The organism is Caballeronia sp. 11_S32, assembly GCF_056930355.1.
The window spans coordinates 1,041,659-1,062,491 of the sequence record NZ_JBXOWH010000003.1; the positions used below are offsets into that span (position 1 = coordinate 1,041,659).

The 20,833-nt window shown below is 65.7% G+C and carries 19 protein-coding genes; 11 read left to right on the forward strand and 8 right to left on the reverse strand.

Annotated elements, in window-relative coordinates:
• Window positions 1-128 precede the first annotated feature (128 nt).
• Complete coding sequence (locus AC1Z32_RS16460) at window positions 129-1,940, forward strand: PglL family O-oligosaccharyltransferase (protein WP_483479638.1); 1,812 nt, start codon at window positions 129-131, stop codon at window positions 1,938-1,940.
• 11 nt (window positions 1,941-1,951) lie between these two features.
• Here AC1Z32_RS16460 and moaC read toward each other — a convergent pair whose 3' ends face one another.
• A complete protein-coding gene (gene moaC / locus AC1Z32_RS16465) occupies window positions 1,952-2,449 on the reverse strand; it encodes a cyclic pyranopterin monophosphate synthase MoaC (protein ID WP_483479639.1) in 498 nt (165 codons plus the stop codon).
• A 188-nt stretch (window positions 2,450-2,637) separates the two neighbouring features.
• Between moaC and AC1Z32_RS16470 the strand changes: the two genes are divergently transcribed.
• On the forward strand, window positions 2,638-4,689 hold the full coding sequence (locus tag AC1Z32_RS16470; RefSeq protein WP_483479640.1) for a M48 family metalloprotease: 2,052 nt from the start codon (window positions 2,638-2,640) through the stop codon (window positions 4,687-4,689).
• On the opposite strand, the gene AC1Z32_RS16475 is transcribed toward AC1Z32_RS16470, so the two are convergent.
• The 6 genes from AC1Z32_RS16475 to AC1Z32_RS16500 all read right to left on the reverse strand — a co-directional run bounded on the left by AC1Z32_RS16475 (window position 4,690) and on the right by AC1Z32_RS16500 (window position 9,480).
• A complete protein-coding gene (locus AC1Z32_RS16475; protein WP_483479641.1) occupies window positions 4,690-5,271 on the reverse strand; it encodes a DUF2946 family protein in 582 nt (193 codons plus the stop codon). It abuts the gene before it with no gap.
• Window positions 5,272-5,277: 6 nt separating this feature from the next.
• Entirely contained in the window at window positions 5,278-6,351 is a 1,074-nt protein-coding gene (locus AC1Z32_RS16480; RefSeq protein ID WP_483479642.1) for a YheT family hydrolase, read from the reverse strand.
• A gap of 40 nt (window positions 6,352-6,391) precedes the next feature.
• Window positions 6,392-6,838, reverse strand: a complete 447-nt coding sequence (locus tag AC1Z32_RS16485; RefSeq protein WP_483479643.1) for a nuclear transport factor 2 family protein — start codon at window positions 6,836-6,838, stop codon at window positions 6,392-6,394.
• Window positions 6,839-7,038: 200 nt separating this feature from the next.
• Window positions 7,039-8,112 (reverse strand): lipopolysaccharide heptosyltransferase II, encoded by a 1,074-nt coding sequence (gene waaF, locus AC1Z32_RS16490; protein WP_483479644.1) that lies wholly within the window; start codon window positions 8,110-8,112, stop codon window positions 7,039-7,041.
• Between the two features lie 183 nt (window positions 8,113-8,295).
• Entirely contained in the window at window positions 8,296-8,493 is a 198-nt protein-coding gene (locus tag AC1Z32_RS16495) for a zinc-finger domain-containing protein (RefSeq protein WP_008351333.1), read from the reverse strand.
• A 66-nt stretch (window positions 8,494-8,559) separates the two neighbouring features.
• Window positions 8,560-9,480 carry a branched-chain amino acid transaminase gene (locus tag AC1Z32_RS16500; protein WP_483479645.1) on the reverse strand — a complete coding sequence of 307 codons (921 nt, stop codon included), beginning with the start codon at window positions 9,478-9,480 and terminating at the stop codon, window positions 8,560-8,562.
• A gap of 355 nt (window positions 9,481-9,835) precedes the next feature.
• Here AC1Z32_RS16500 and AC1Z32_RS16505 point away from each other — a divergent pair, with 355 nt between their 5' ends.
• The 9 genes from AC1Z32_RS16505 to AC1Z32_RS16545 all read left to right on the forward strand — a co-directional run bounded on the left by AC1Z32_RS16505 (window position 9,836) and on the right by AC1Z32_RS16545 (window position 19,483).
• Window positions 9,836-10,606 carry an AzlC family ABC transporter permease gene (locus AC1Z32_RS16505; protein ID WP_483481657.1) on the forward strand — a complete coding sequence of 257 codons (771 nt, stop codon included), beginning with the start codon at window positions 9,836-9,838 and terminating at the stop codon, window positions 10,604-10,606.
• Window positions 10,603-10,926, forward strand: coding sequence for an AzlD domain-containing protein (locus AC1Z32_RS16510; protein ID WP_483479646.1), 324 nt, complete (start codon window positions 10,603-10,605; stop codon window positions 10,924-10,926). The genes AC1Z32_RS16505 and AC1Z32_RS16510 overlap by 4 nt, the downstream gene beginning before the upstream one ends.
• Before the next feature lie 382 nt (window positions 10,927-11,308).
• Entirely contained in the window at window positions 11,309-12,505 is a 1,197-nt protein-coding gene (locus tag AC1Z32_RS16515; RefSeq protein WP_483479647.1) for a phosphoglycerate kinase, read from the forward strand.
• A gap of 370 nt (window positions 12,506-12,875) precedes the next feature.
• On the forward strand, window positions 12,876-14,312 hold the full coding sequence (gene pyk / locus AC1Z32_RS16520) for a pyruvate kinase (protein ID WP_483481658.1): 1,437 nt from the start codon (window positions 12,876-12,878) through the stop codon (window positions 14,310-14,312).
• A gap of 168 nt (window positions 14,313-14,480) precedes the next feature.
• Window positions 14,481-15,545, forward strand: a complete 1,065-nt coding sequence (fba, locus tag AC1Z32_RS16525; protein WP_035497826.1) for a class II fructose-bisphosphate aldolase — start codon at window positions 14,481-14,483, stop codon at window positions 15,543-15,545.
• 136 nt (window positions 15,546-15,681) lie between these two features.
• The gene (locus AC1Z32_RS16530) at window positions 15,682-16,572 is read left to right on the forward strand and encodes a phosphoribosylaminoimidazolesuccinocarboxamide synthase (RefSeq protein WP_483479648.1); all 891 of its coding nucleotides are present in this window, start codon (window positions 15,682-15,684) and stop codon (window positions 16,570-16,572) included.
• A gap of 57 nt (window positions 16,573-16,629) precedes the next feature.
• Window positions 16,630-17,151, forward strand: a complete 522-nt coding sequence (gene purE, locus AC1Z32_RS16535; protein WP_483479649.1) for a 5-(carboxyamino)imidazole ribonucleotide mutase — start codon at window positions 16,630-16,632, stop codon at window positions 17,149-17,151.
• Between the two features lie 91 nt (window positions 17,152-17,242).
• Window positions 17,243-18,430, forward strand: coding sequence for a 5-(carboxyamino)imidazole ribonucleotide synthase (locus tag AC1Z32_RS16540; RefSeq protein ID WP_483479650.1), 1,188 nt, complete (start codon window positions 17,243-17,245; stop codon window positions 18,428-18,430).
• 21 nt (window positions 18,431-18,451) lie between these two features.
• Window positions 18,452-19,483: an L-threonylcarbamoyladenylate synthase gene (locus AC1Z32_RS16545; protein ID WP_483479651.1), complete on the forward strand. Its 1,032-nt coding sequence runs from the start codon at window positions 18,452-18,454 to the stop codon at window positions 19,481-19,483.
• A 79-nt stretch (window positions 19,484-19,562) separates the two neighbouring features.
• Here AC1Z32_RS16545 and AC1Z32_RS16550 read toward each other — a convergent pair whose 3' ends face one another.
• Window positions 19,563-20,666 carry an SGNH/GDSL hydrolase family protein gene (locus tag AC1Z32_RS16550; protein ID WP_483479652.1) on the reverse strand — a complete coding sequence of 368 codons (1,104 nt, stop codon included), beginning with the start codon at window positions 20,664-20,666 and terminating at the stop codon, window positions 19,563-19,565.
• Window positions 20,667-20,833: the final 167 nt, after the last annotated feature.

Genomic DNA, 20,833 nt, shown 5'->3' on the forward strand with positions numbered 1-20,833 from the left:
CGCCGCCGCGCCTTCGTGGCGTCGGTTTTGCATGAAAGTCAGCGATTTCGTAGCAAAACCGGCTGTTCGCCGGACAGCCGGGGCAAAGTTTTGTATAGTGCGCCGGTTGCCGACGTTCCCAGTCCCTCATGCCTTCCCAATACGCGCGTTTTCTCTGCTTTGCCGTTCTGTGTCTTGCGTTGACGATTCCTTTCGCCGTCGTCAACCACACGTATCCGATTCCGACTTTCTACGCCGAATACAGCGCGCTCGCACTTTACCTGGCGCTCGGCGCGACGGTCGCGCTGCTCGTGCGGGTCTCGGAGCCGAGTGTGCCGTTCGCGTCGCCGGTCGTCGCGCTGATGCCGCTCGCCTTCGGCGTGCTGCTCGTCGCGCAGACGGTTTTATTGCCCGTCGCGCAGCCATCGATGAACTGGCTGGGCGGCGCGTATCTGCTTGCGTCGTTTATCGCGGTGCATACGGGTTTCGGGCTCGTGCGCGCGGGGCTCGCGGAGAAGGCGCTGCGTATCGGTGCGGCTGCGCTGATGGTCGGCGGCCTGTTCGCGGTCTTCTGCCAGATCGTGCAACTGCTGCATCTCGAAGTGAAGTTCACGCCGTTCGTGGTCGCGTACAACGTGGCGATCGAGCGGCGCCCGTTCGGCAACATGGCGCAGGCGAATCACCTCGCGACCGTCATCGCGTTCGCGCTGGCGGGCGCGCTGTATTTCGTGCAGACGCGGCGGCTCCCGGTTGTGTTGTGGCTGATCCTGTCGGCGGTCTATTCGCTCGGGCTTGCGCTCACGGTCTCGCGCGGGCCGTGGCTGCAGACAGCGGTGATCGTCGTTGCCGGTTTCTGGATGGCATTCGTACTCGGGCGGCCGGTCGCGTCCGAAGGCTTCGACGGCCCGGGCCGGCGCGATGCGCGCGCGTGGATCGTGCCGGTTCTGCTCGCGATCGTATTCTTCGCCGTGAACGCGGCGGTGCGCTGGGCGAACGTGCGCTACGACTTCGGTCTCGCGCAATCGGCGGCGGAGCGCATGCAGGACGCCAATCAGATCGCGCCGCGCCTCGCGCTCTGGAAATACGGCTGGACGATGTTCCAGACGCATCCGTTGCTGGGCGTTGGCTGGGGCGAGTTTCCGCGCTATCAGTTCGATCTCGTGCGTGATCTCGGCGGCGTCGAGATCGCGAACAACGCACACGATATCTTCGTCGATCTGCTCGCGAAAACCGGCGCGCTCGGCATGGCTATTCTGGTCGCGGGAATCGTGTTCTGGCTGATTCGCGTGCTGCGCGCGCCGCAGACGCCGGCGCGCATTTTCGCGCTGTCGCTGCTCGGCGTGCTGATGATGCACGCGCTCGTCGAGTATCCGCAGCAGTACATGTTCTTCCTGATGCCGGCGATGCTCGTCATCGGCCTTCTGGAGACGCGGCCGTTGCGGCTCGTTGCGCGGCCGCTGTCGTATGGCGTGTATGTCGTGCTCGTGGCCGGCGGCCTTGCGGCGCTGTATCCGACGCTGCGTGACTACAACCGCGCCGAAGTGCTCTACTACGGTTCGCGGCCGGCGGAGCAGTATCGCGATGACCCGTCGTTCCTGTTCACGGCGTGGGGCGAGTATGGCGCGGCGACGCTGTTGCCGATCAACGCGCAGAACGTCGAGGAGAAGCTCGCCGCGCATCGGAAGGCGATCGCGCTGTTGCCGGGCGAAACCGTGTTGCGACGATATGCGGTGCTTCAGGCGCTCGCCGGGCAGCGCGCGGAAGCGCTCGATACGATGGCGCGTCTGAAGATCTTCGCGACGCAGCTGCACGACTGGCCGAAGCAGCTTGCGGCCGTCTATCAACTTGTCGATGAGGCAGGCAAGCCGCTGGCGTCGTTCAGGGCGGATCTGGTCAGGCTATATGGGATGCCGGCGGAGAGTCAGGCGCCTTCAACGGACGATGACGACGAGGAGGAGTAAGGGTCGACGTATCAGGGTGTCGGCGGCGCATGATCTTCCGCCACCCAATCCCCCGACTTCCCCCCATGCTTCTCCATGACCTTCACATTGTTGATGGTCATCCCCCGATCCACCGCCTTGCACATATCGTAGATAGTCAGCAACCCGACCTGCACGGCGGTCAGCGCTTCCATCTCCACGCCGGTACGTCCGACCGTTTCCACGCGCACTTCGCAATGCACGCCCGGCAACGTTTCGTCGATGGTGAAATCCACCGCGACGCGCGTCAACGCCAACGGATGACACAACGGAATCAGATCGGCGGTGCGTTTCGCGCCCTGAATCGCGGCGATGCGCGCGACGCCGAGCACGTCGCCCTTCTTCGCGCGGCCTTCGCGGATCAGCGCGAGCGTGCCTTCGAGCATCGCGATCGAGCCGCGCGCCACGGCGATGCGCCGCGTTTCGTTCTTCGCGCCGACATCGACCATGTGCGCCTCACCGGCGGCATCGAAATGAGTGAGTCCGGACATAGTGTCTCCTTCGAATGGGCGCCTATCATACCAGCGTGAATTCACGCATTTTTCCCAGGACGTCGCGGTGCGGCACAGCCCGCAGCCGCCACCCGCCGCCGCAACGGGACGCCCCACGCGCAACACTTGATACGATAAGCTCGTTTTAATTTTCGAGCCGACCATCGGCGCCGCGCCCGATTCGCGCCATGCATTCGACACGTCCGAGCCGCGTGCTCATCTCCCTGCTGTGCGTCGCCCTCGCCATGCCGCCCGCGGCGCTGGCGCAGGCGGGGGCGTCCGCCGCCGGCGGATCGAACGCCGCCGGTGCGACCGGCACGCTCGCGGCGTCGCAGTTGCGCTCATCGCAGGAAATTGGCGGAAACGGCGTGCCCGGCAACGTCGCCGAAGGCGTCTTCGGCGTCTACGGCGGCGCCGAAAGCCGCTTCGCGAACCGTCCCGGCACGATGTCCGGCCTGCGCGCGCCGCTCGCGTCGGTGCAGCTTCCCGATCTCGGCGACGGCTCCGGCGGCTCGCTCACGCCGCAAGCCGAGCGCAAGATCGGCGAGCGGATGATGCGCGAAGTGCGCGCCGACCCCGACTATCTCGACGACTGGCTCCTGCGCGACTATCTCGACTCGATCTCGTCGAAGCTCTCCGCCGCGGCCTCCACGCAGTATCTCGGCGGCTACCAGCCCGATTTCGACCTCTTCGCCGTGCGCGATCCGCAGATCAACGCGTTCTCGATGCCGGGCGGTTTCATCGGCGTGAACACGGGGCTCATCGCGGCGTCGCAGACCGAGTCCGAGCTCGCATCGGTCATCGGCCACGAAATGGGGCACGTGCTTCAGCGCCATATCGCGCGGATGCTCGGCACGCGGGAAAAAAGCACCTACGCCGCGCTCGCCGGCATGCTCGCCGGTTTGCTCGCGGGCCTGCTGGCGCATAGCGGCGATCTGGGCATGGGCATCGCGATGGGCGGCCAGGCGTTCGCCGTCGACACGCAGTTGCGCTTCTCGCGCGCGGCCGAGCACGAGGCCGATCGCGTCGGCTTCCAGATGCTCACCGCCGCCGGCTACGATCCTTACGCGATGGCCGCGTTCTTCGAGCGTCTCGACCGCTCGACGATGGCCGATAACGGCGTGCCGCCCTACGTCCGCACGCACCCGCTCACGACCGATCGCATCGCCGACATGGAAGGGCGCGCGCGCCGCGTGCCGTACCGGCAGCCGCGCCAGTCGGCGGAATATGCGTTCGTGCGGGCGCGCGCGCGCGTGCTGCAGGTGAATTACACGAGCGATTATCGCGAAGTCGCGAGCCGGCTCAAATCGGAGATAGAGGATCAGACGGCGCTCAATCCGGCGTCGAACTGGTATGGCATCGCGCTCGCGCAATCGTTGATGGGCGATTACGGCGCCGCCAACGATGCGCTCGCGAAAGCGCGGCGGCTCTTCGAAGGCGAGGAGGCGAGTTCTGCGGCCGCATCGGCGCAGGTTCAGCAGGAGGATCGCGCGCGGACATCGGTACCGAAAGCGGCATCGGCATCGAAGGAAGTGGCGACGGCGCCGCCATCGCCGCCTGCGCCCGCGCGCAAGAACGCGGAGCAATCGCTGCGCAACGCCGATGCTTCGATGATCGCAACGCCGCTCAACAGCGCACGCGCCACGCTCAATCTCGGCAACATCGCACAGCCGGAATCGACACCCGCCAGTCCGGCGCGCGCGGGCAGCGAGATCGAGCTCCCGCCGGTCCGCGTGCAGGCCAGGCCGCTCCCGTCACCGAAACCGCAGCCCGCGCCGCAAGTCCAGCGCAGCACGCCGAGCCTCGACGTGCTCGCCGCCGACATCGCGCGCCGCGCGGGCCGCAACGACGACGCGATCCGTCTCGCCGACATCGCCCAGAAGCGCTGGCCGGAGTCGCACGCGGCCATCGACGTACATCTGCAGGCGCTGCTGTCCGCGCGCCGTTACACCGAAGCGCAGGCGCTCGCGCGCCAGGAAACGCGCGCCGAGCCGACGCGCCCCGACTGGTGGCTCTATCTGGCACAGGCGAGCGCCGGTCTCAACGATCCGCTGCGTCAGCATCAGGCGATGGCCGAGAAATTCGCGCTCGACGGCGCGTGGGCGTCCGCGATTCGTCAGTTGAAGGAAGCGCGCGACGCGAAGAACGTGAGCTTTTACGATTTGTCAGCGATTTCCGCGCGCCTGCGCGATTTCGAGACGCGCTACAAGGAAGAGCGCGAGCTCGAGAAGAACGGCTGATCAGCTTGTCGACGCGGCGCGCGCGGCGGGGCTTGCGATGAAGCCGAAGCGCGCTGCGACATCGGCGCGGGCGATCGGCTGTACAGGAAGATCGACGTCCGCGCGCCAATGGAAGACGCCGCCCTTGCCCGCGTCGTCGAGCGATGCGTGATTCGCGAACAGTTCGAGATCGTGGTCGTGCAGCGCGGCCACCCGCGCGGGCGATGCGGCATCGGAGAAGAGGATGCCGCCTTCGTCGTCGATCCACGCCTGCGCGGGCTCGAACGCCGCGCCCGCCTGATCGGTCAGGCGCAACGCGCCATCGGTCGCGTGCAGGCGCACGATCCACGGCGTGTACACCAGTTCCACATACACGCGCTGCGGCCCGTTCTGGAAGAACCACTGGCCGTCGGCATCGCATTCGTAGTTGCGGTTGATGAAGCCCAGAAGCGCTTCATGCCGGATCGGCGTGCCCAGTTCGCCCGCCGCTTGCGCGGCCTCGTCGCGCATGCGCCACTGGCCGCGCCGGTCGAGCAGCAGCCAGCCCGTGCAATGCGGAACGTCGGGCCATTTGGCGAGCGCCTGCCTGACGATGTCATCCATGATCGTTCACGAAACGAAGTTCTCCAGATAACCGAACACGCGCAGCGAGAGCCAGTCGATGCGGCCCGGGAACGGCCCCGTCATGAAGCCGACGTGCCCGCCGTGGTTCGGCTGATCGAGCGTGACGCGCTCCGATACCTCGGCGAGCGAGGGCAGCGCGAACTCGGGCAGGAAGGGATCGTTGCGGGCGTTCAACAGCAGCGCCGGCACTTCGATGTGCTTCAGATGCGCGCGCGTGGTCGCGGTCGACCAGTAATGATCCGTATCGCGAAAGCCATGCAAGGGCGCGGTGACCACATTGTCGAATTCGTACAGCGTGCGCGCCGCGAGCACGGCGTCACGGTCGTAGAGGCCGGGATACTGGCCGAGCTTCGCAAGCGCCTTCTTCTTCAGCGACTTCAGGAAGCTGCGCGTATAGACCATGCCGAAGCCCTGCGAGATCGCGAGGCCGCCCGCGTGCACATCGAGCGGCGCGGAGATCGCCGCGGCCGCGCTGACGATCGATGCATCCTTGCCGCGTTCGCACAGCCAGCGCAGGAGCACGTTGCCGCCGAGCGATACGCCCGCCGCGACGATCGGCCCGCGATGCGATTGCGCGAGCCGCCGCAGGATCCAGTCGGCTTCGGCGCTGTCCGCAAGATGGTAGAAGCGCGGCAGCAGATTGAGCGGCCCGCTGCAGCTGCGAAAGTGCGGCACGACGCCGTGCCAGCCGCGCGCTTTCGCGGCGGCCATCATCGTGCGGGCGTAGTGCGAGTCGGAGTTGCCTTCGAGGCCGTGAAAGAGCACGAAGAGCGGGGCGCTCGGGGCGGGTTCGTCGTCCGGGGCGTGCGCGAGGAAGTCGAGGTCGATGAAATCGCCATCGGGCGTGTTCCAGCGTTCGCGCCGGTACGACACGACGGGCTTGCGGCCGAAGAGCGCGGGAACGATGGTCTGCGCGTGGCTCGTCGGCAGCCAGCGCGGCGCGCTGTAGAGCCATTCCGGCCGCGGCTGTCCGAGCCCGTGCGTGTGCGCGTTCAGTACCACGGCGGGCGCCTTGTCCACGAACGACGAATCGTGTTTCAACAACGGATCGCGCTTCATGGCCCCTCCCCGACGAACGTCTTTCTAATGCTTCAAATCTTCAGTGCAGCGGTCCCTGACCGTGACGCAGCTTGGCCGCGAACTGGCCCGCCGTTTCCAGCGGCATCTCGCTCGCGTGGATGTGCGCAATGCGCCATTCGCCGCGCTCGTGAACCATCACGTAGGTTGTATAGATCATGCGCGGCGTGCCCGCCGGATCAGCCGGCTGATGCGCCTCGGCGATCGCGTAGACGACCGTGCCCAGGCTGTCGTACACGCGGATATCGAGCGGCTCGATGGTCACCTGCTGCGTTTCGAACTGCTTGCCGAAACCGGCGCGGATGCTCTCCAGCCCGTGCAGATGCGTTCCGTCCGCGCAGACGCAGGTGGCGAATTCCTCGTCGATCCAGAGCGACATCACGCTGTCGATGCTGCTGTCCGCGACTGCCTGATAGTAAGCGTTGAGAGTATCGGCGGCGGCTTCGAAGAGGCGGGCGAAACGTGGCATGGCTCGTGGGTCTCTGGCATTCGGTGCAGACGCCGCTCGTTGCTGCTTCCTGCCGTTGATGGCGGCAGGGCAAGGGACGGCGCGCTGCATCGGTCATTGGTCAAAGCATGCCCCCGTTCGGAGACATTCGCGTGTCCGCGTCCGCACACACGGCTGGAAACCGCTGCGCCGGACGCGCGTTTCGACGCGCGAACGCAACATCAACGATGCGCGAGCAGCATGCCGCGCAAATCGCCGAAGACCTGTTCGGCCGAGAGTTCGCGAAGGCAGTTCAGATGGCCGAGCGGACACTCGCGGGCAAAGCACGGACTGCATTCAAGATGCAGCCATTGTACCTTTGCGAGATCGGACAAGGGCGGCGTGTGGCGCGGATCGGTCGAGCCGTAGACCGCGACGAGCGGCCGGCGCGACGCGGCCGCGACGTGCATCAGGCCGGAATCGTTGGTGACCACCGCGCTTGCCCGCGAAATGAGCGCGCATGCTTCGCCGAGCGAGGTCTGGCCGCACAGGTTGCGCACGTTCGGCGCGCGCTCCGCGATGGCCTGCGCAATCGGCGCGTCCTTGTTCGAACCGAGCGCGATGATGCGCGCATACGGGAACGACTGCGCGATGAACTGCGCGAGCGACGCGAAATGCTCCGGCGGCCAGCGCTTGGCCGGGCCGTACTCCGCGCCAGGGCAGAACACGACGAGCGGCGTGCGCGTGTCGAGGTTGAAGCGCGCCGAGACGCGCGCGGCTTCGTTCGGATCGGATTCGAGACGCGGCACGGGAAGCGTCTGCGCGTCGGGCTGCGCGGCGGCTTCGGGTTGCGCGAATTTGTCGACGAACGGCAGCTTCGCGCCCGGCGCGTACGCCAGCGCCGCGTAGTGCGCGGTCATCGGCGGGCGCTCGGTCTTCGGCGGATTCGCATGGCGCACGTTCAAGAGCCCATAGCGGCTCTCGCCCTTGTAGCCGATGCGCAGGTTGATGCCCGCCATCCACGGAATCAGCGCGGATTTCACGGAGTTGGGCAGCACGTAGGCGGCGTCATAGCCGACATCACGCAAATCGCTCGCGAGCTGCCAGCGGCGTAGCAGTTGCAGCTTGCCGTGGGCGAGATCCGTCGCGTAGACGTCGCGGATCTCGGGCATGCGCTCGAGCACGGGCGCGACCCAGGTGGGCGCGACGGCATCGATCGCGATGCGCGGATGGAGCTTGCGCAAGAGCGTGAAGAGCGGCTGCGCCATCAATGCGTCACCGATCCAGTTCGGTGCTATAACCAGCGCGCGGCGCATCTGTCTTTGTCCGATCTCAAAAAAGAAACGCGGCCCGCCGTCTTGGGGCGAGTCGTCGATTGGTGTGGGTCTGGTTTGCGCCCGCTGGCGAACGATGCTTTCACGGCGCGAGCGGATGCGGCAATCCGGCGGCGGGGCGGCGCCGCGTCGATGCCGGGCGCCGCGCGGGCGCCCGATGCATCTTCAGTGGCCGCCCTTGAGCACTTCGCCGTCTTTCAGCTTGTAGCGCGTGCCGCAGTAAGGGCAGCGCGCCTCGCCGTGGGTTACGTCGATGAAGACGCGCGGGTGCGTGCTCCAGCGCTGCATCTTCGGGTTCGGGCAGAAAGCGGGCAGATCCTTCGCCGACAGTTCCACCAGCGGCATTTCCTTCAAGTCACTCATTGCTATCTCTTATCAGGTGTCCGGCATGCGGCGGGCGAACGGGCCGCCGCCATTGCATGAGATCGATTAAACCTTCGCGAGCCAGCTCGCGTACTTCTCGTTCTTGCCGCCAACGACGTCGAAGAACGCGCTTTGCAGCTTTTCCGTGATCGGGCCGCGCTTGCCCGAGCCGATCGTGCGATTGTCGAGCTCGCGGATCGGCGTGACTTCGGCGGCGGTGCCGGTGAAGAACGCTTCGTCGCAGGTGTAGACCTCGTCGCGGGTGATGCGCTTTTCGATGACCGGGATGCCGAAGTCGCGCGCGAGCGTGATGACCGTGTCGCGCGTGATGCCGTCGAGGCACGAAGCCAGATCGGGCGTGTAGATCTTGCCGTTGTTCACGAGGAAGAAGTTCTCGCCGGAGCCTTCGGACACATAGCCGTCGACGTCCAGCAGCAGGGCTTCGTCGTAGCCGTCGGTGACGGCTTCCTGGTTCGCGAGAATCGAGTTCACGTACCAGCCGGACGCTTTCGCGCGCACCATCGACACATTCACGTGATGGCGCGTGAACGACGACGTCTTCACGCGGATGCCTTTCGCGAGGCCGTCTTCGCCGAGATAGGCGCCCCACGGCCATGCGGCGATGGCCACGTGGATGGTGTTGCCCTTGGCCGAGACGCCGAGCTTCTCCGAGCCGACCCAGATGATCGGGCGGATGTAGCACGACTCCAGATTGTTCGCCTTCACCACTTCGAGCTGCGCGGCTTCGAGCGTCGCGGCGTCGAACGGAACGTCCATCTGGAAGATCTTCGCCGAGTTCAGCAGGCGCTTCGTGTGCTCCTTCAGGCGGAAGATGGCCGTGCCCTGCGCGGTCTTGTACGCGCGCACGCCTTCGAAAACGCCCATGCCGTAGTGCAACGTGTGGGTCAGAACGTGGATCTTGGCGTCGCGCCATTCGATGAGCTTGCCATCCATCCAGATCTTGCCGTCGCGGTCGGCCATTGACATACGGTTCTCCTAGCTGTCTCGTTCAGTGAGTTCGGGGCAAGCCGCCCGATCGACCGGGGCGGCGGCGCTCGTGCGCGGTGTCGTGCGCGTTCGTGCGTCGATGACCGCCGGGGAACGCGCGCTTCAAGGGCGCAAAGGGGCGAAAGACCGTCATTTTAGCGTCTTTTCGCGACGAAACCGATCGGGAAGCGCCTTTCGCGACGCTATAATTTGCCTTTCGCCGCGCGCTCGAAATGGCGAAGCGAAACGACAAAGCTCACTGTTCCCGATTTTCCCGGTATTTCCGAATCCGTCGCGCATCGATCGAGGCCGTGCGATGGCATCACGGGTTGTCCCACTCGCCTCGCATTCGCTCATGCTCGACCGGCTGTCCGACACGAATCGCCGCGCATTTTTCGAGGGCGTGCGCACCTTCTCTCCCGCCGTCCTCGCGACGTTCTCGTGGGGCCTCGTCACCGGCGTCGCGATGACGAAATCCGTGCTCACCGTGCCGCAGGCGCTCGGCATGTCGTTCGCGGTCTACGCGGGCTCGTCGCAACTCGCGGTGCTGCCGCTCTTCGCCGCGAAGCTGCCGCTCTGGACCGTGCTGCTGACCGCCGCGATGGTCAATCTGCGCTTCGTGATTTTCAGCGCGGGGCTCGCGCCACATTTCTCCTATCTGTCGCTGCGGCGGCGTCTGCTGCTCGGTTATTTCAACGGCGACATCATCTATCTGATGTTTTCGAAGCGGAATTTCCCGACCGGCTGGCAGCCCGGCAAGGAAGCGTTCTTCTGGGGGCTCGCGGCATCGAGCTGGTTCTCGTGGCAGATTTCATCGGTGATCGGGATTCTGCTCGCGAGCCTGATTCCCGATTACTGGGGGCTCGAGCTTGCCGGCACGCTCGCGCTGATTCCGCTCATCGTTTCGGCCATCGCGACGCGCTCGACGCTCGCGGCCGTCGCGGTGGCGTGCGTCGTCGCGCTCTTGACCTTCGATCTGCCGTACCGCTTCGGCTTGCCGCTTTCGGTGTTCGCGGCGCTCATCGCGGGCACGCTCGCGGATGTCATCGCCGAGCGCGGGCATCCGAAGCCCGCCGCCGGCGACAAAAAGGACGACAAGCCCGCCACCACGAGGACCGTCCGATGAGCACGCTGCAAATCTGGCTCGCGATCCTCGGCATGGGTCTCGTCACCGCCGTGACGCGCGCGCTCTTTCTGGCCGGCGGCGAGCGCATGGTGCTGCCGCCGCGCGTGCAGCGCGTGCTGCGCTACGCGCCGGCGGCGGCGCTCGCGGGCGTCGTCGTGCCGGATCTGCTCGTGACGCCCGCGGGCATTTCGCTCGCACTGTCGAATCATGCGCTGTGGGCATCGGCGGCCGGGCTTGCGTATTACCTGTGGCGGCGCGGCATGATGGGCACCATCGCCATCGGCATGCTGGTGTTCACGCTGCTGCGGCTCGCGGCGTGAGCGCATGCGTGCCGCAGCAAATACGCGTCATCAACGATTGCCCGCTAAAAGCGGTCAGGGTGATCGGTTAAAATGAGGGTCTTTCCCGAGTGAGCGAGGTCGAAAGTGTGTCCGGCAGTCACCGCGCTACGGTTGTCCAACTCGCCGTTCCCGGCTGCATCGCCGCGCCCGGGCGCAGTTGGCGCGCATCTCCGGATTCATCTGTCCGATCCCTTTCTCCCGCTTCCCGCACGCGCGTTCGGCTTCAACGCGCGGCCTTCGCCTCCCGCTTGATCCGCGCGCGAGCCGTCCTGCCCGGCGGCCCGCGCGCGGCGACTCCCCGAACCGGCCAAGCCCCGCGGCCGTTCCCGCCCGAACCGCTTCTCTATCTACGTTGACTCCCATGACGAAAGTACTGCGTTTCACCGATCTGATCGCCGAAGGCAAAGTCTCCGGCAAGCGTGTGTTCATCCGCGCGGATCTCAACGTGCCGCAAGACGATGACGGCAACATCACCGAAGACACGCGCGTGCGCGCTTCGGTCCCGGCGATCAAGGCCGCGCTCGACGCGGGCGCCGCCGTGATGGTCACGTCCCACCTGGGCCGCCCGACCGAAGGCCAGTTCAAGCCGGAAGACTCGCTCGCGCCGGTCGCGAAGCGTCTTTCCGAGCTGCTCGGCCGCGACGTGCCGCTCGTCGCCGACTGGGTCGATGGCGTTCAGGTCCAGCCGGGCAATGTCGTGCTGCTGGAAAACTGCCGCTGCAACAAGGGCGAAAAGAAGAACGACGATGCCCTCGCGCAGAAGATGGCGAAGCTCTGCGATGTCTACGTGAACGACGCATTCGGCACCGCGCACCGCGCGGAAGCCACCACGCACGGCATCGCGAAGTACGCGGGCGTCGCGTGCGCGGGCCCGCTGCTCGCCGCTGAGCTCGACGCGCTCGGCAAGGCGCTCGGCAACCCGAAGCGTCCGCTCGTCGCTATCGTCGCGGGCTCGAAGGTGTCGACCAAGCTCACCATCCTCAAGTCGCTGGCCGAAAAGGTCGATCAGCTGATCGTCGGCGGCGGCATCGCCAATACGTTCATGCTGGCGTCGGGGCTCAAGATCGGCAAGTCGCTCGCCGAAGCCGATCTCGTCAGCGAAGCGAAGGAAATCATCGAGCAGGCGCGCACGCGCGGCGCGTCGGTGCCGATTCCGAGCGATGTCGTCACCGCGAAGGAATTCGCCGCGACCGCGAAGGCGGAAACCAAGCCCGTCGCCGATGTCGCCGACGACGACCTGATCCTCGACATCGGCCCGGACACGGCCAAGGCGCTCGCCGCGCAACTCGAAACCGCCGGCACGATCGTCTGGAACGGCCCGGTCGGCGTGTTCGAGTTCGACCAGTTCGGCAACGGCACGAAGACGCTCGCGCAGGCCATCGCCAATTCGTCGGCGTTCTCGATCGCCGGCGGCGGCGACACGCTCGCGGCCATCGCGAAGTACGACATCGCCGACAAGGTGAGCTACATCTCCACCGGCGGCGGCGCGTTCCTGGAATTCCTGGAAGGCAAGAAGCTGCCCGCGGTCGAGGTGCTCGAATCCCGCGCAGGGGCTTGAGGCCTTGGCGGCCCGAGGCAATCCGGCGAAAGCAGGCAAGAAGGGCGCGCAAGCAGCCGGCGGCGCGCAAGACGAAGTAACGCAGGACATGATCGACAGCGGCGCGACCGATGCCGCCGCTGAAGCAGCGCTGGTGATCGCGGAAGCGGCTCGTCCAGATCACGCATCACCCGAAGGCGAAACGGCATATCCGGAAACGGAGACGCCTCCGGTCATCATCGGCGGCGTGCCCGCCCATGCCTTGAAAGAAATCGACAAAGCGACGCCGGCACGAACCGGCGCGCGCGCGCAACCGGTGAGCAACACCTCACTGCAAGCGCAACGTGCTCGCAGCGTAGTTACGGGCGATCCTACTGAGACGAGGAATTCCATGCATCGCGCTACAAAGATTGTTGCCACCATCGGCCCGGCTTCCACGAGCCCGGACATCCTGCTGCAAATGCTGCAGGCGGGTCTCGACGTCGTACGCTTCAACTTCTCGCACGGCACCGCCGACGATCACCGCCAGCGCGCCGAAATCGTCCGCGAGGCGGCGCGCCAGGTGGGCCGTGAAGTCGCGATCATGGCGGACCTGCAAGGCCCGAAGATCCGCGTCGGCAAGTTCGAGAACAACAAGACGATGCTCGTCGCGGGCAACACGTTCATCCTCGACGCCAACTGCGCGCTCGGCAACAACGATCGCGTCGGCCTCGACTACAAGGATCTGCCGCGCGATCTGCGCGCGGGCGACGTGCTGCTGCTCAACGATGGCCTCATCGTGCTCGACGTCACGCGCGTGATCGGCGAGGAAATTCACACGGTCGTGAAGGTCGGCGGCGAGCTGTCCAATAACAAGGGCATCAATCGCCAGGGCGGCGGCCTCACCGCGCCCGCGCTGACCGAGAAGGACATGGAGGACATCAAGACGGCGATGTCCCTCGGCGCGGATTTCGTCGCGGTGTCGTTCCCGAAGAACGCGACCGACATGGAAATGGCGCGCCAGCTCGCGAACATCGCGGGCGCGCCGTACGGCATCAAGCCGAAGATGATCGCGAAGATCGAGCGCGCCGAGGCCATTCCCGCGCTGCAGGGCATTCTCGACGCATCGGACGGCATCATGGTCGCGCGTGGCGATCTCGCGGTGGAAGTCGGCAACGCGGCGGTTCCGGCGCTGCAAAAGCGCATGATCCGCATGGCGCGCGAGTCGAACAAGCTCGTGATCACCGCCACGCAGATGATGGAATCGATGATCCACGCGCCCGTGCCGACGCGCGCGGAAGTGTCGGACGTGGCGAACGCCGTGCTCGATGGCACCGACGCCGTGATGCTCTCCGCCGAAACGGCAGCGGGCAAGTACCCGGTGACGACCATCGAAACGATGGCCGCCGTCTGCGTGGAAGCGGAGAAGTCGGAAGAGTCGCAGCTCGACCGCGATTTCCTCGACCGCACGTTCACGCGCATCGATCAGTCCATCGCGATGGGCGCGCTCTTCACCGCGTATCACCTCGGCGCGAAGGCCGTGGTCGCGTTGACGGAATCCGGCTCGACCGCGCTGTGGATGTCGCGTCACTGGACCCACGTGCCGATCTTCGCGCTGACGCCGCGCGTGTCGAGCGAGCGCACGATGTCGCTGTATCGCAATGTGACGCCGCTGCACGTCGACACCAACATGGATCGCGACGCCGCGCTGAATCAGGCGCTGGAAGTGGTGGTGTCGAAGGGCTATGCGGCGCGCGGCGACATGGTCGTGCTGACGGTCGGCGAACCGATGGGTCAGGCGGGCGGCACCAACACGCTGAAGATCGTGCGCGTGGGCGATCACTTCTAGGCATTGAACAGCAGGACGCGCTCATCACGGTGAGCGCAAGCGCGCAGGACACGCGGGCAAGCCGATGCTTGCCCGCGTCAGTCATGGCGATGGAAAAAGCCGAAAACCGCCCGAGAGCGGAATCGAGCGCGCTGCAAAATTCGTTTCACATCATGGAGTTTCACCACAATGCCTCTCGTATCAATGCGTCAACTGCTGGATCACGCAGCCGAACACGGCTATGGTCTCCCGGCATTCAACGTCAACAATCTGGAACAGGTGCAGGCGATCATGTCGGCCGCGAACGAAGTGAACGCGCCCGTCATCATGCAGGCGTCCGCCGGCGCGCGTAAGTACGCGGGCGAAGCGTTCCTGCGCCATCTGATCGAAGCGGCTGTCGAGTCGTATCCGCATATTCCGGTCGTGATGCACCAGGATCACGGCCAGTCGCCGGCCGTGTGCATGGCCGCGATCCGGTCCGGTTTCACCAGCGTGATGATGGACGGCTCGCTCGAAGCGGACGGCAAGACCGTCGCGTCGTACGAGTACAACGTCGCGGTGTCGAAGCAGGTCGTGGAGTTCTCGCATTCGATCGGCGTCACGGTCGAGGCGGAGCTGGGCGTGCTCGGCTCGCTCGAAACGATGAAGGGCGACAAGGAAGACGGCCACGGCGCCGAAGGCACGATGACGCGCGAGCAACTGCTCACCGATGTCGAGCAGGCCGCCGACTTCGTCAAGCAGACGCAATGTGACGCGCTCGCCATTGCCATTGGCACGTCGCACGGCGCGTACAAGTTTTCGAAGAAGCCCACGGGCGACATCCTCGCCATCGATCGCATCAGGGAAATCCACCAGCGCATCCCGAACACGCACCTCGTGATGCACGGTTCTTCGTCGGTGCCGCAGGAATTGCTGGCCGAAATCCGCGAATTCGGCGGCGACATGAAGGAAACCTACGGCGTGCCGGTCGAAGAGATTCAGGAAGGCATCAAGCACGGCGTGCGCAAGGTGAACATCGACACGGATTTGCGTCTCGCGATCACCGGCGCGATCCGCCGCTATCTGTTCGAAAACCCGTCGAAGTTCGATCCGCGCGACTACCTGAAGCCCGCGCGCGAGGCGGCGAAGGAAATCTGCCGTCAGCGCTACATGCAGTTCGGCTGCGAGGGCATGGCCGGCAAGATCAAGCCGGTTTCCCTCGACAAGATCGCCGAGAAGTACAAGTCCGGCGCGCTCGCGCAGATCGTGAAATAACGCTGCCGCAAAGCAAGCTCGATTTGTAAAGTAAAATCAACGGGTTCCGGGTTCGGAACCCGTTCGCGTTTTTTTCCCCGCGTCTGACGCTCCCGGCGCGGGGCTCATCATTTCAGTCCTTCTTCGGTACATGACGATGTCCACGTTATACGAATCCACGATCAAATCGCTGCCGCTGCTCGGCCGCGGCAAGGTCCGCGACAACTACGCAGTCGGTCAGGACAAGCTCCTGATCGTGACGACCGACCGCCTTTCCGCATTCGATGTCGTCATGGGCGAGCCGATTCCGAACAAGGGCCGCGTGCTGAACACGATGGCCGATTTCTGGTTCGAGAAACTCGGCCATATCGTGCCGAACCACAATACGGGTATCGATCCGGCGTCCGTCGTCGCGGCGGACGAAGTCGAGCAGGTGAAGGGCCGCGCGGTCGTCGTGAAGCGCCTCGAGCCGATTCTCGTCGAAGCGGTCGTGCGCGGCTATCTCGCGGGCAGCGGCTGGAAGGACTATCAGGCGACGGGCGCGGTGTGCGGCATCGAGTTGCCGCCGGGCCTGCAGAACGCGCAGAAGCTGCCCGAGCCGATTTTCACGCCGGCAGCGAAGGCGGAAATGGGCCATCACGACGAAAACATCACCTACGATGACATGGAGCGCCGCATCGGCACCGAGCTTTCCGCGACGATCAAGCGCATTTCCATCCAGCTGTACAAGGAAGCGGCCGAGTACGCGGCGACGCGCGGCATCATCATCGCGGATACGAAGTTCGAGTTCGGTCTCGACAACAAGGGCGATCTGTATCTGATGGACGAAGTGCTGACCGCCGATTCGTCGCGCTTCTGGCCCGCCGATGGCTATCAGGTCGGCACGAATCCGCCGTCGTTCGACAAGCAGTTCGTGCGCGACTGGCTCGAAACGCAGCCGTGGAAGAAGGAGCCGCCCGCGCCGAAGCTGCCGGACGACGTGATCGCCAAGACGTCGGAGAAGTATCAGGAAGCGCTGCAGCGTTTGACCGGCAAGACGCTTTCTTAAGGTTCGACACGCGCGCCGCTCATGAAGAAGCGGCGTGCGCAATTCAAGGGAACAGGAATGAGCGAAGTACAGACCGCGGCGCATACGCACGAAGCGCCGCTCGTCGGCGTGTTGATGGGCTCCAGCTCCGACTGGGACGTGATGAAGAACGCGGTGGCGATTCTTCAGGAATTCGGCGTGCCGTACGAGGCGAAAGTCGTGTCGGCGCATCGCATGCCGGACGAGATGTTCGCCTACGCCGAAAGCGCGCGTGAGCGCGGCGTGCGCGCGATCATCGCCGGTGCGGGCGGCGCGGCGCATCTGCCGGGCATGCTGGCCGCGAAGACCACGGTGCCGGTGCTCGGCGTGCCGGTGGCGAGCAAGTATCTGAAGGGCGTCGATTCGCTGCACTCGATCGTGCAGATGCCCAAGGGCGTGCCGGTCGCGACCTTTGCCATCGGCGAGGCGGGCGCGGCGAACGCGGCGCTGTTCGCGGTATCGATTCTGAGCGTGACGGACGCGCGCTACGCCGATGCGCTCGCCGCTTTCCGCGTGAAGCAGAACCAGGCGGCGCGGGACATGGCATTGCCGCCGCTTTGATGGTGCCTTGATCCCACTTTGGCCCGCATAGAGCATTGAGAGCGGCGCGCGCCGCTCGCCGTTCGCAACGTAGCGCCCACGTTCAGCCACGATGAACCCACAAAACTCCCCGATTTCTCCCATCCTGCCGGGCGCCTGGCTCGGCATGGTCGGCGGCGGCCAGCTCGGCCGCATGTTCTGCTTCGCCGCGCAGTCGATGGGCTATCGCGTCGCCGTCCTCGATCCGGACGAGACGAGCCCCGCGGGCGCCGTCGCGGACCGCCACATCCGCGCGCCCTATGACGACCGTGCCGCGCTCACCGAGCTCGGCCGCCTGTGCGCGGCGGTATCGACCGAATTCGAGAACGTGCCGTCCGCGAGCCTCGACTTTCTCGCGTCGTGCACGTTCGTGAGTCCGGCGGGCAGTTGCGTGGCGATCGCGCAGGATCGCGTCGCGGAGAAGCGCTTCATCGCGGAGTCGGGCGTGCCGGTCGCGCCGCACGTGGTGATCGAATCGATGGACGCGCTCGCCGCGCTGCCCGACGAGAAGATCGCCGCCGTGCTGCCGGGCATTCTGAAGACCGCGCGTCTCGGCTATGACGGCAAGGGGCAGGTCAGCGTGCGCAACGTCGCGGAATTGCGCAACGCGTATGCGTCGTTGTCGGGCGTGCCGTGCGTGCTGGAGAAGCGCATGCCGCTCAAGTACGAAGTGTCGGTGCTGATCGCGCGCGGCGGCGACGGCAAGTCGGCCGTGTTCCCGCTCGCGCAGAACGTGCACGTGAACGGCATTCTCGCGAAGACGGTCGTGCCCGCGCCCGACGCCTCCGATGCGCTCGTCGCTCAGGCGCAGGACGCGGCGCTGACCATTGCCGCGAAGCTGGGTTATGTCGGCGTGCTGTGCGTCGAGTTCTTCGTGCTGGAGGACGGCTCGCTGATCGCGAATGAAATGGCGCCGCGCCCGCACAATTCCGGCCACTACACGGTCGATGCCTGCGCGACGAGCCAGTTCGAGCAGCAGGTTCGCGCGATGACCGGCATGCCGCTCGGCGACACGCGCCAGCATTCGCCCGCCGCGATGCTGAATCTGCTCGGCGATATCTGGTTCGATGGCGACAAGGCGCGTGCCCCCGGGTGGCCGGAAGTCGCCGCGATGCCGTCCGCGCGGTTGCATCTGTATGGCAAGGAAGAGGCGCGCCGGGGCCGCAAGATGGGCCACATCAACTTCACGGCGGCGACGCTCGAGGAAGCGCGCACGGCGGCGCGCGACTGCGCGCGCATGCTGCATATTTCGCTCGATTGAGACTTACCGAAGCACCAGGCAATGACCATCCATTTTCCGAGCGCCGCGCAGATCGACGAAGCCGCGGCCCTGCTCGACGCGGGCGAACTCGTCGCGTTTCCGACCGAGACGGTCTATGGGCTCGGCGGTGACGCCGAGAATCCGGACGCCATCGCGCGCATCTATGCGGCGAAGGGGCGGCCTGCGAATCATCCGGTGATCGTGCATCTCGCGCCCGAGGCTGATCCGGGCTACTGGGTGCGCGAGTTGCCCGTCGATGCGCGCAAGCTCATCGATGCGTTCTGGCCCGGCCCTTTGACGCTGATTCTGAAGCGCGCGGCGCATATTCCGGCGGCGGTGAGCGGCGGACAGGATTCGGTGGGCGTGCGGTGTCCGTCGCATCCGGTCGCGCAGCAGTTGTTGTCGGCGTTTCACGCGCGGCGTCTTCGTACGGGCAAGCAAGGCGGGGTGGCGGGGCCGTCCGCCAATCGCTTCGGCCATGTGAGTCCGACGACCGCGCAGCACGTGCGCGAGGAATTCGGCAACGCGGTGCACGTGCTCGATGGCGGCGCGGCGGATGTCGGCATCGAATCGACCATTCTCGATTTGTCGCGTGGCTTTCCGGCGCTGTTGCGGCCGGGGCATGTGAGTCCGCAACAGATCGCGGATGTGATCGGTACTGCGCCGCGTTTGCCCGATGGCTCGGATGCGACGGCGCCGCGGGCTTCGGGTACGTTGAAGGCGCATTACGCACCGCGCACGCCGCTTGCCTTGCTGCCGTTTGCATTGATCGAGCCGCTACTTGCCAGTCAGGATCGGGCGAGCGGGAAGAAGATCGCGCTGGTCGCGCGCAGTTCGAGTGCGGGGGAGTGGGCGCACGCGGCGAATGTTCACTTCGTTGCCGCGCCGGAAGATCCGCAGAGCTATGCGCGGGACCTTTATGGCTTGCTGCGCGCGCTGGATCGGGCGAATGTCGAGCGGATTCTCATCGAGAAGTTGCCGGAGACGGTCGAGTGGATCGCGGTGAATGATCGGCTGGGAAGGGCGGCGGCGGCGTTCGAGGCGGATGCGTGATCGCTGGGTCAAAAACAAGAAAAAACCGCCCGGCGATTCCTCGGTCGGGCGGTTTTTAACTACTCACTAATCCAACCGCTTACTTCCCCAATCCCGACTTCGCCACCGTCTGCTCCGCCGCCTGCGCATAAAGCGCACCGAGATGCGTCGTCGGATGCACGGTGTCCGCGTACATATACGTCTGATCCGCGCCGGCAACCGTCAAAGTCTCCGGCGAACAGAACAGCGAAGTAGCGAAAGCCTGAGGATTCGGCTCGCCGAACTTCTGCGCCGCGGCCGCCATCGCCTGAAGATTGCAGGCGGTTCCCGTGTTCGACACAGCGAAGCCGAATTGCTGGAAGTTGGCCGTGACATTGGCGAGCACCGGCACGATGTCGAGATAGATCACCTTCGACATCAGCCCCGTCTGCGTCAGCGCGCCCGCGAGCGCCTTGTTGAACCCGACCGATGCCTGCGTGAGCAACGCGCGATTGGCCGCCGAGCTCATCAGGCCCTGCGGCGTCGCGCCGACGTCCGGCACGTTCGAGACCAGCACGTGCGTCGCGCCGCTCTGCAAGATTTTCCCGATCACGCCCGCGAGGTCGAGCGCCGCCTTGCCGATCGCCGCGCTCGCCTGATCCGGCGTGATCGCGCCCGCGACGGCGCGCTGGAAGTTATAGAGGATGTCGTTGCCGCCGCCATTGACGATCACGAGCTGATTCGCGTTGAAACTGCCATGCGCCGCGAGATAGTTCGAGACCTGCTGCACGACCGGCACCGTGAGCGCGCCCTGATAATTCGCCGGATCGTTCGACACATGGTTGATGCCGATCGGATTCGTCACCAGCGCGCCACCTTGCGCATAGCCCAATCCCGACTGCGTCTGCGGCGGCACGCCGAAGCCGCCCGTCATCGCCGGCGTCAGCGTGTCGCCGTAATACTGCGCGACGTTCTGCACCCAGACCTGTCCCGGATTCGTCGTGAAGCGCCCGCCGCCGAAGTTCGCCGCCGCAACGGGCGCATACGTGCCGACATCGGAAAGGCTGTCGCCGAACGACACCACCTGCAGCTTGACGCCGCCCGGTGGCGTGGAATTGTTGTCGTCACCGCCGCCGCACGCGGCGAGCAGGGCGAAGGCCGCGCTGGCCGTCGCGACTTGGGCAAAGCGCGCCAGGGCGGCGCGCGTCGAGCGTTGCTTCTTCATGGACCTCGTCTCCGTTCTTCGGTGTTTTCTAGTTCGATTGCGGCGCTTGACCGTCTGCGGTCTTCACGCCGCGTCCTGCGATATTAAGCGATGCCGCACGCCCACCGTGTCGCGCAATGCACCCGGCCGTGCGCCGTGCCCGACAGCGTACACGGCGGGCGTGCCTT

Bases quoted from the DNA above. Each gene is read 5' to 3' on its own strand.
- AC1Z32_RS16530 (WP_483479648.1), top strand. From the start codon at position 15,682: ATGTCCACGTTATACGAATCCACGATCAAATCGCTGCCGCTGCTCGGC.
- moaC (WP_483479639.1), bottom strand. From the start codon at position 2,449: ATGTCCGGACTCACTCATTTCGATGCCGCCGGTGAGGCGCACATGGTC.
- AC1Z32_RS16545 (WP_483479651.1), top strand. From the start codon at position 18,452: ATGACCATCCATTTTCCGAGCGCCGCGCAGATCGACGAAGCCGCGGCC.
- fba (WP_035497826.1), top strand. From the start codon at position 14,481: ATGCCTCTCGTATCAATGCGTCAACTGCTGGATCACGCAGCCGAACAC.
- AC1Z32_RS16470 (WP_483479640.1), top strand. From the start codon at position 2,638: ATGCATTCGACACGTCCGAGCCGCGTGCTCATCTCCCTGCTGTGCGTC.
- purE (WP_483479649.1), top strand. From the start codon at position 16,630: ATGAGCGAAGTACAGACCGCGGCGCATACGCACGAAGCGCCGCTCGTC.
- AC1Z32_RS16480 (WP_483479642.1), bottom strand. From the start codon at position 6,351: ATGAAGCGCGATCCGTTGTTGAAACACGATTCGTCGTTCGTGGACAAG.
- AC1Z32_RS16500 (WP_483479645.1), bottom strand. From the start codon at position 9,480: ATGTCAATGGCCGACCGCGACGGCAAGATCTGGATGGATGGCAAGCTC.
- AC1Z32_RS16485 (WP_483479643.1), bottom strand. From the start codon at position 6,838: ATGCCACGTTTCGCCCGCCTCTTCGAAGCCGCCGCCGATACTCTCAAC.
- pyk (WP_483481658.1), top strand. From the start codon at position 12,876: ATGCATCGCGCTACAAAGATTGTTGCCACCATCGGCCCGGCTTCCACG.
- AC1Z32_RS16515 (WP_483479647.1), top strand. From the start codon at position 11,309: ATGACGAAAGTACTGCGTTTCACCGATCTGATCGCCGAAGGCAAAGTC.
- AC1Z32_RS16550 (WP_483479652.1), bottom strand. From the start codon at position 20,666: ATGAAGAAGCAACGCTCGACGCGCGCCGCCCTGGCGCGCTTTGCCCAA.
- AC1Z32_RS16510 (WP_483479646.1), top strand. From the start codon at position 10,603: ATGAGCACGCTGCAAATCTGGCTCGCGATCCTCGGCATGGGTCTCGTC.
- AC1Z32_RS16505 (WP_483481657.1), top strand. From the start codon at position 9,836: ATGCTCGACCGGCTGTCCGACACGAATCGCCGCGCATTTTTCGAGGGC.
- AC1Z32_RS16475 (WP_483479641.1), bottom strand. From the start codon at position 5,271: ATGGATGACATCGTCAGGCAGGCGCTCGCCAAATGGCCCGACGTTCCG.
- AC1Z32_RS16540 (WP_483479650.1), top strand. From the start codon at position 17,243: ATGAACCCACAAAACTCCCCGATTTCTCCCATCCTGCCGGGCGCCTGG.
- AC1Z32_RS16460 (WP_483479638.1), top strand. From the start codon at position 129: ATGCCTTCCCAATACGCGCGTTTTCTCTGCTTTGCCGTTCTGTGTCTT.
- waaF (WP_483479644.1), bottom strand. From the start codon at position 8,112: ATGCGCCGCGCGCTGGTTATAGCACCGAACTGGATCGGTGACGCATTG.
- AC1Z32_RS16495 (WP_008351333.1), bottom strand. From the start codon at position 8,493: ATGAGTGACTTGAAGGAAATGCCGCTGGTGGAACTGTCGGCGAAGGAT.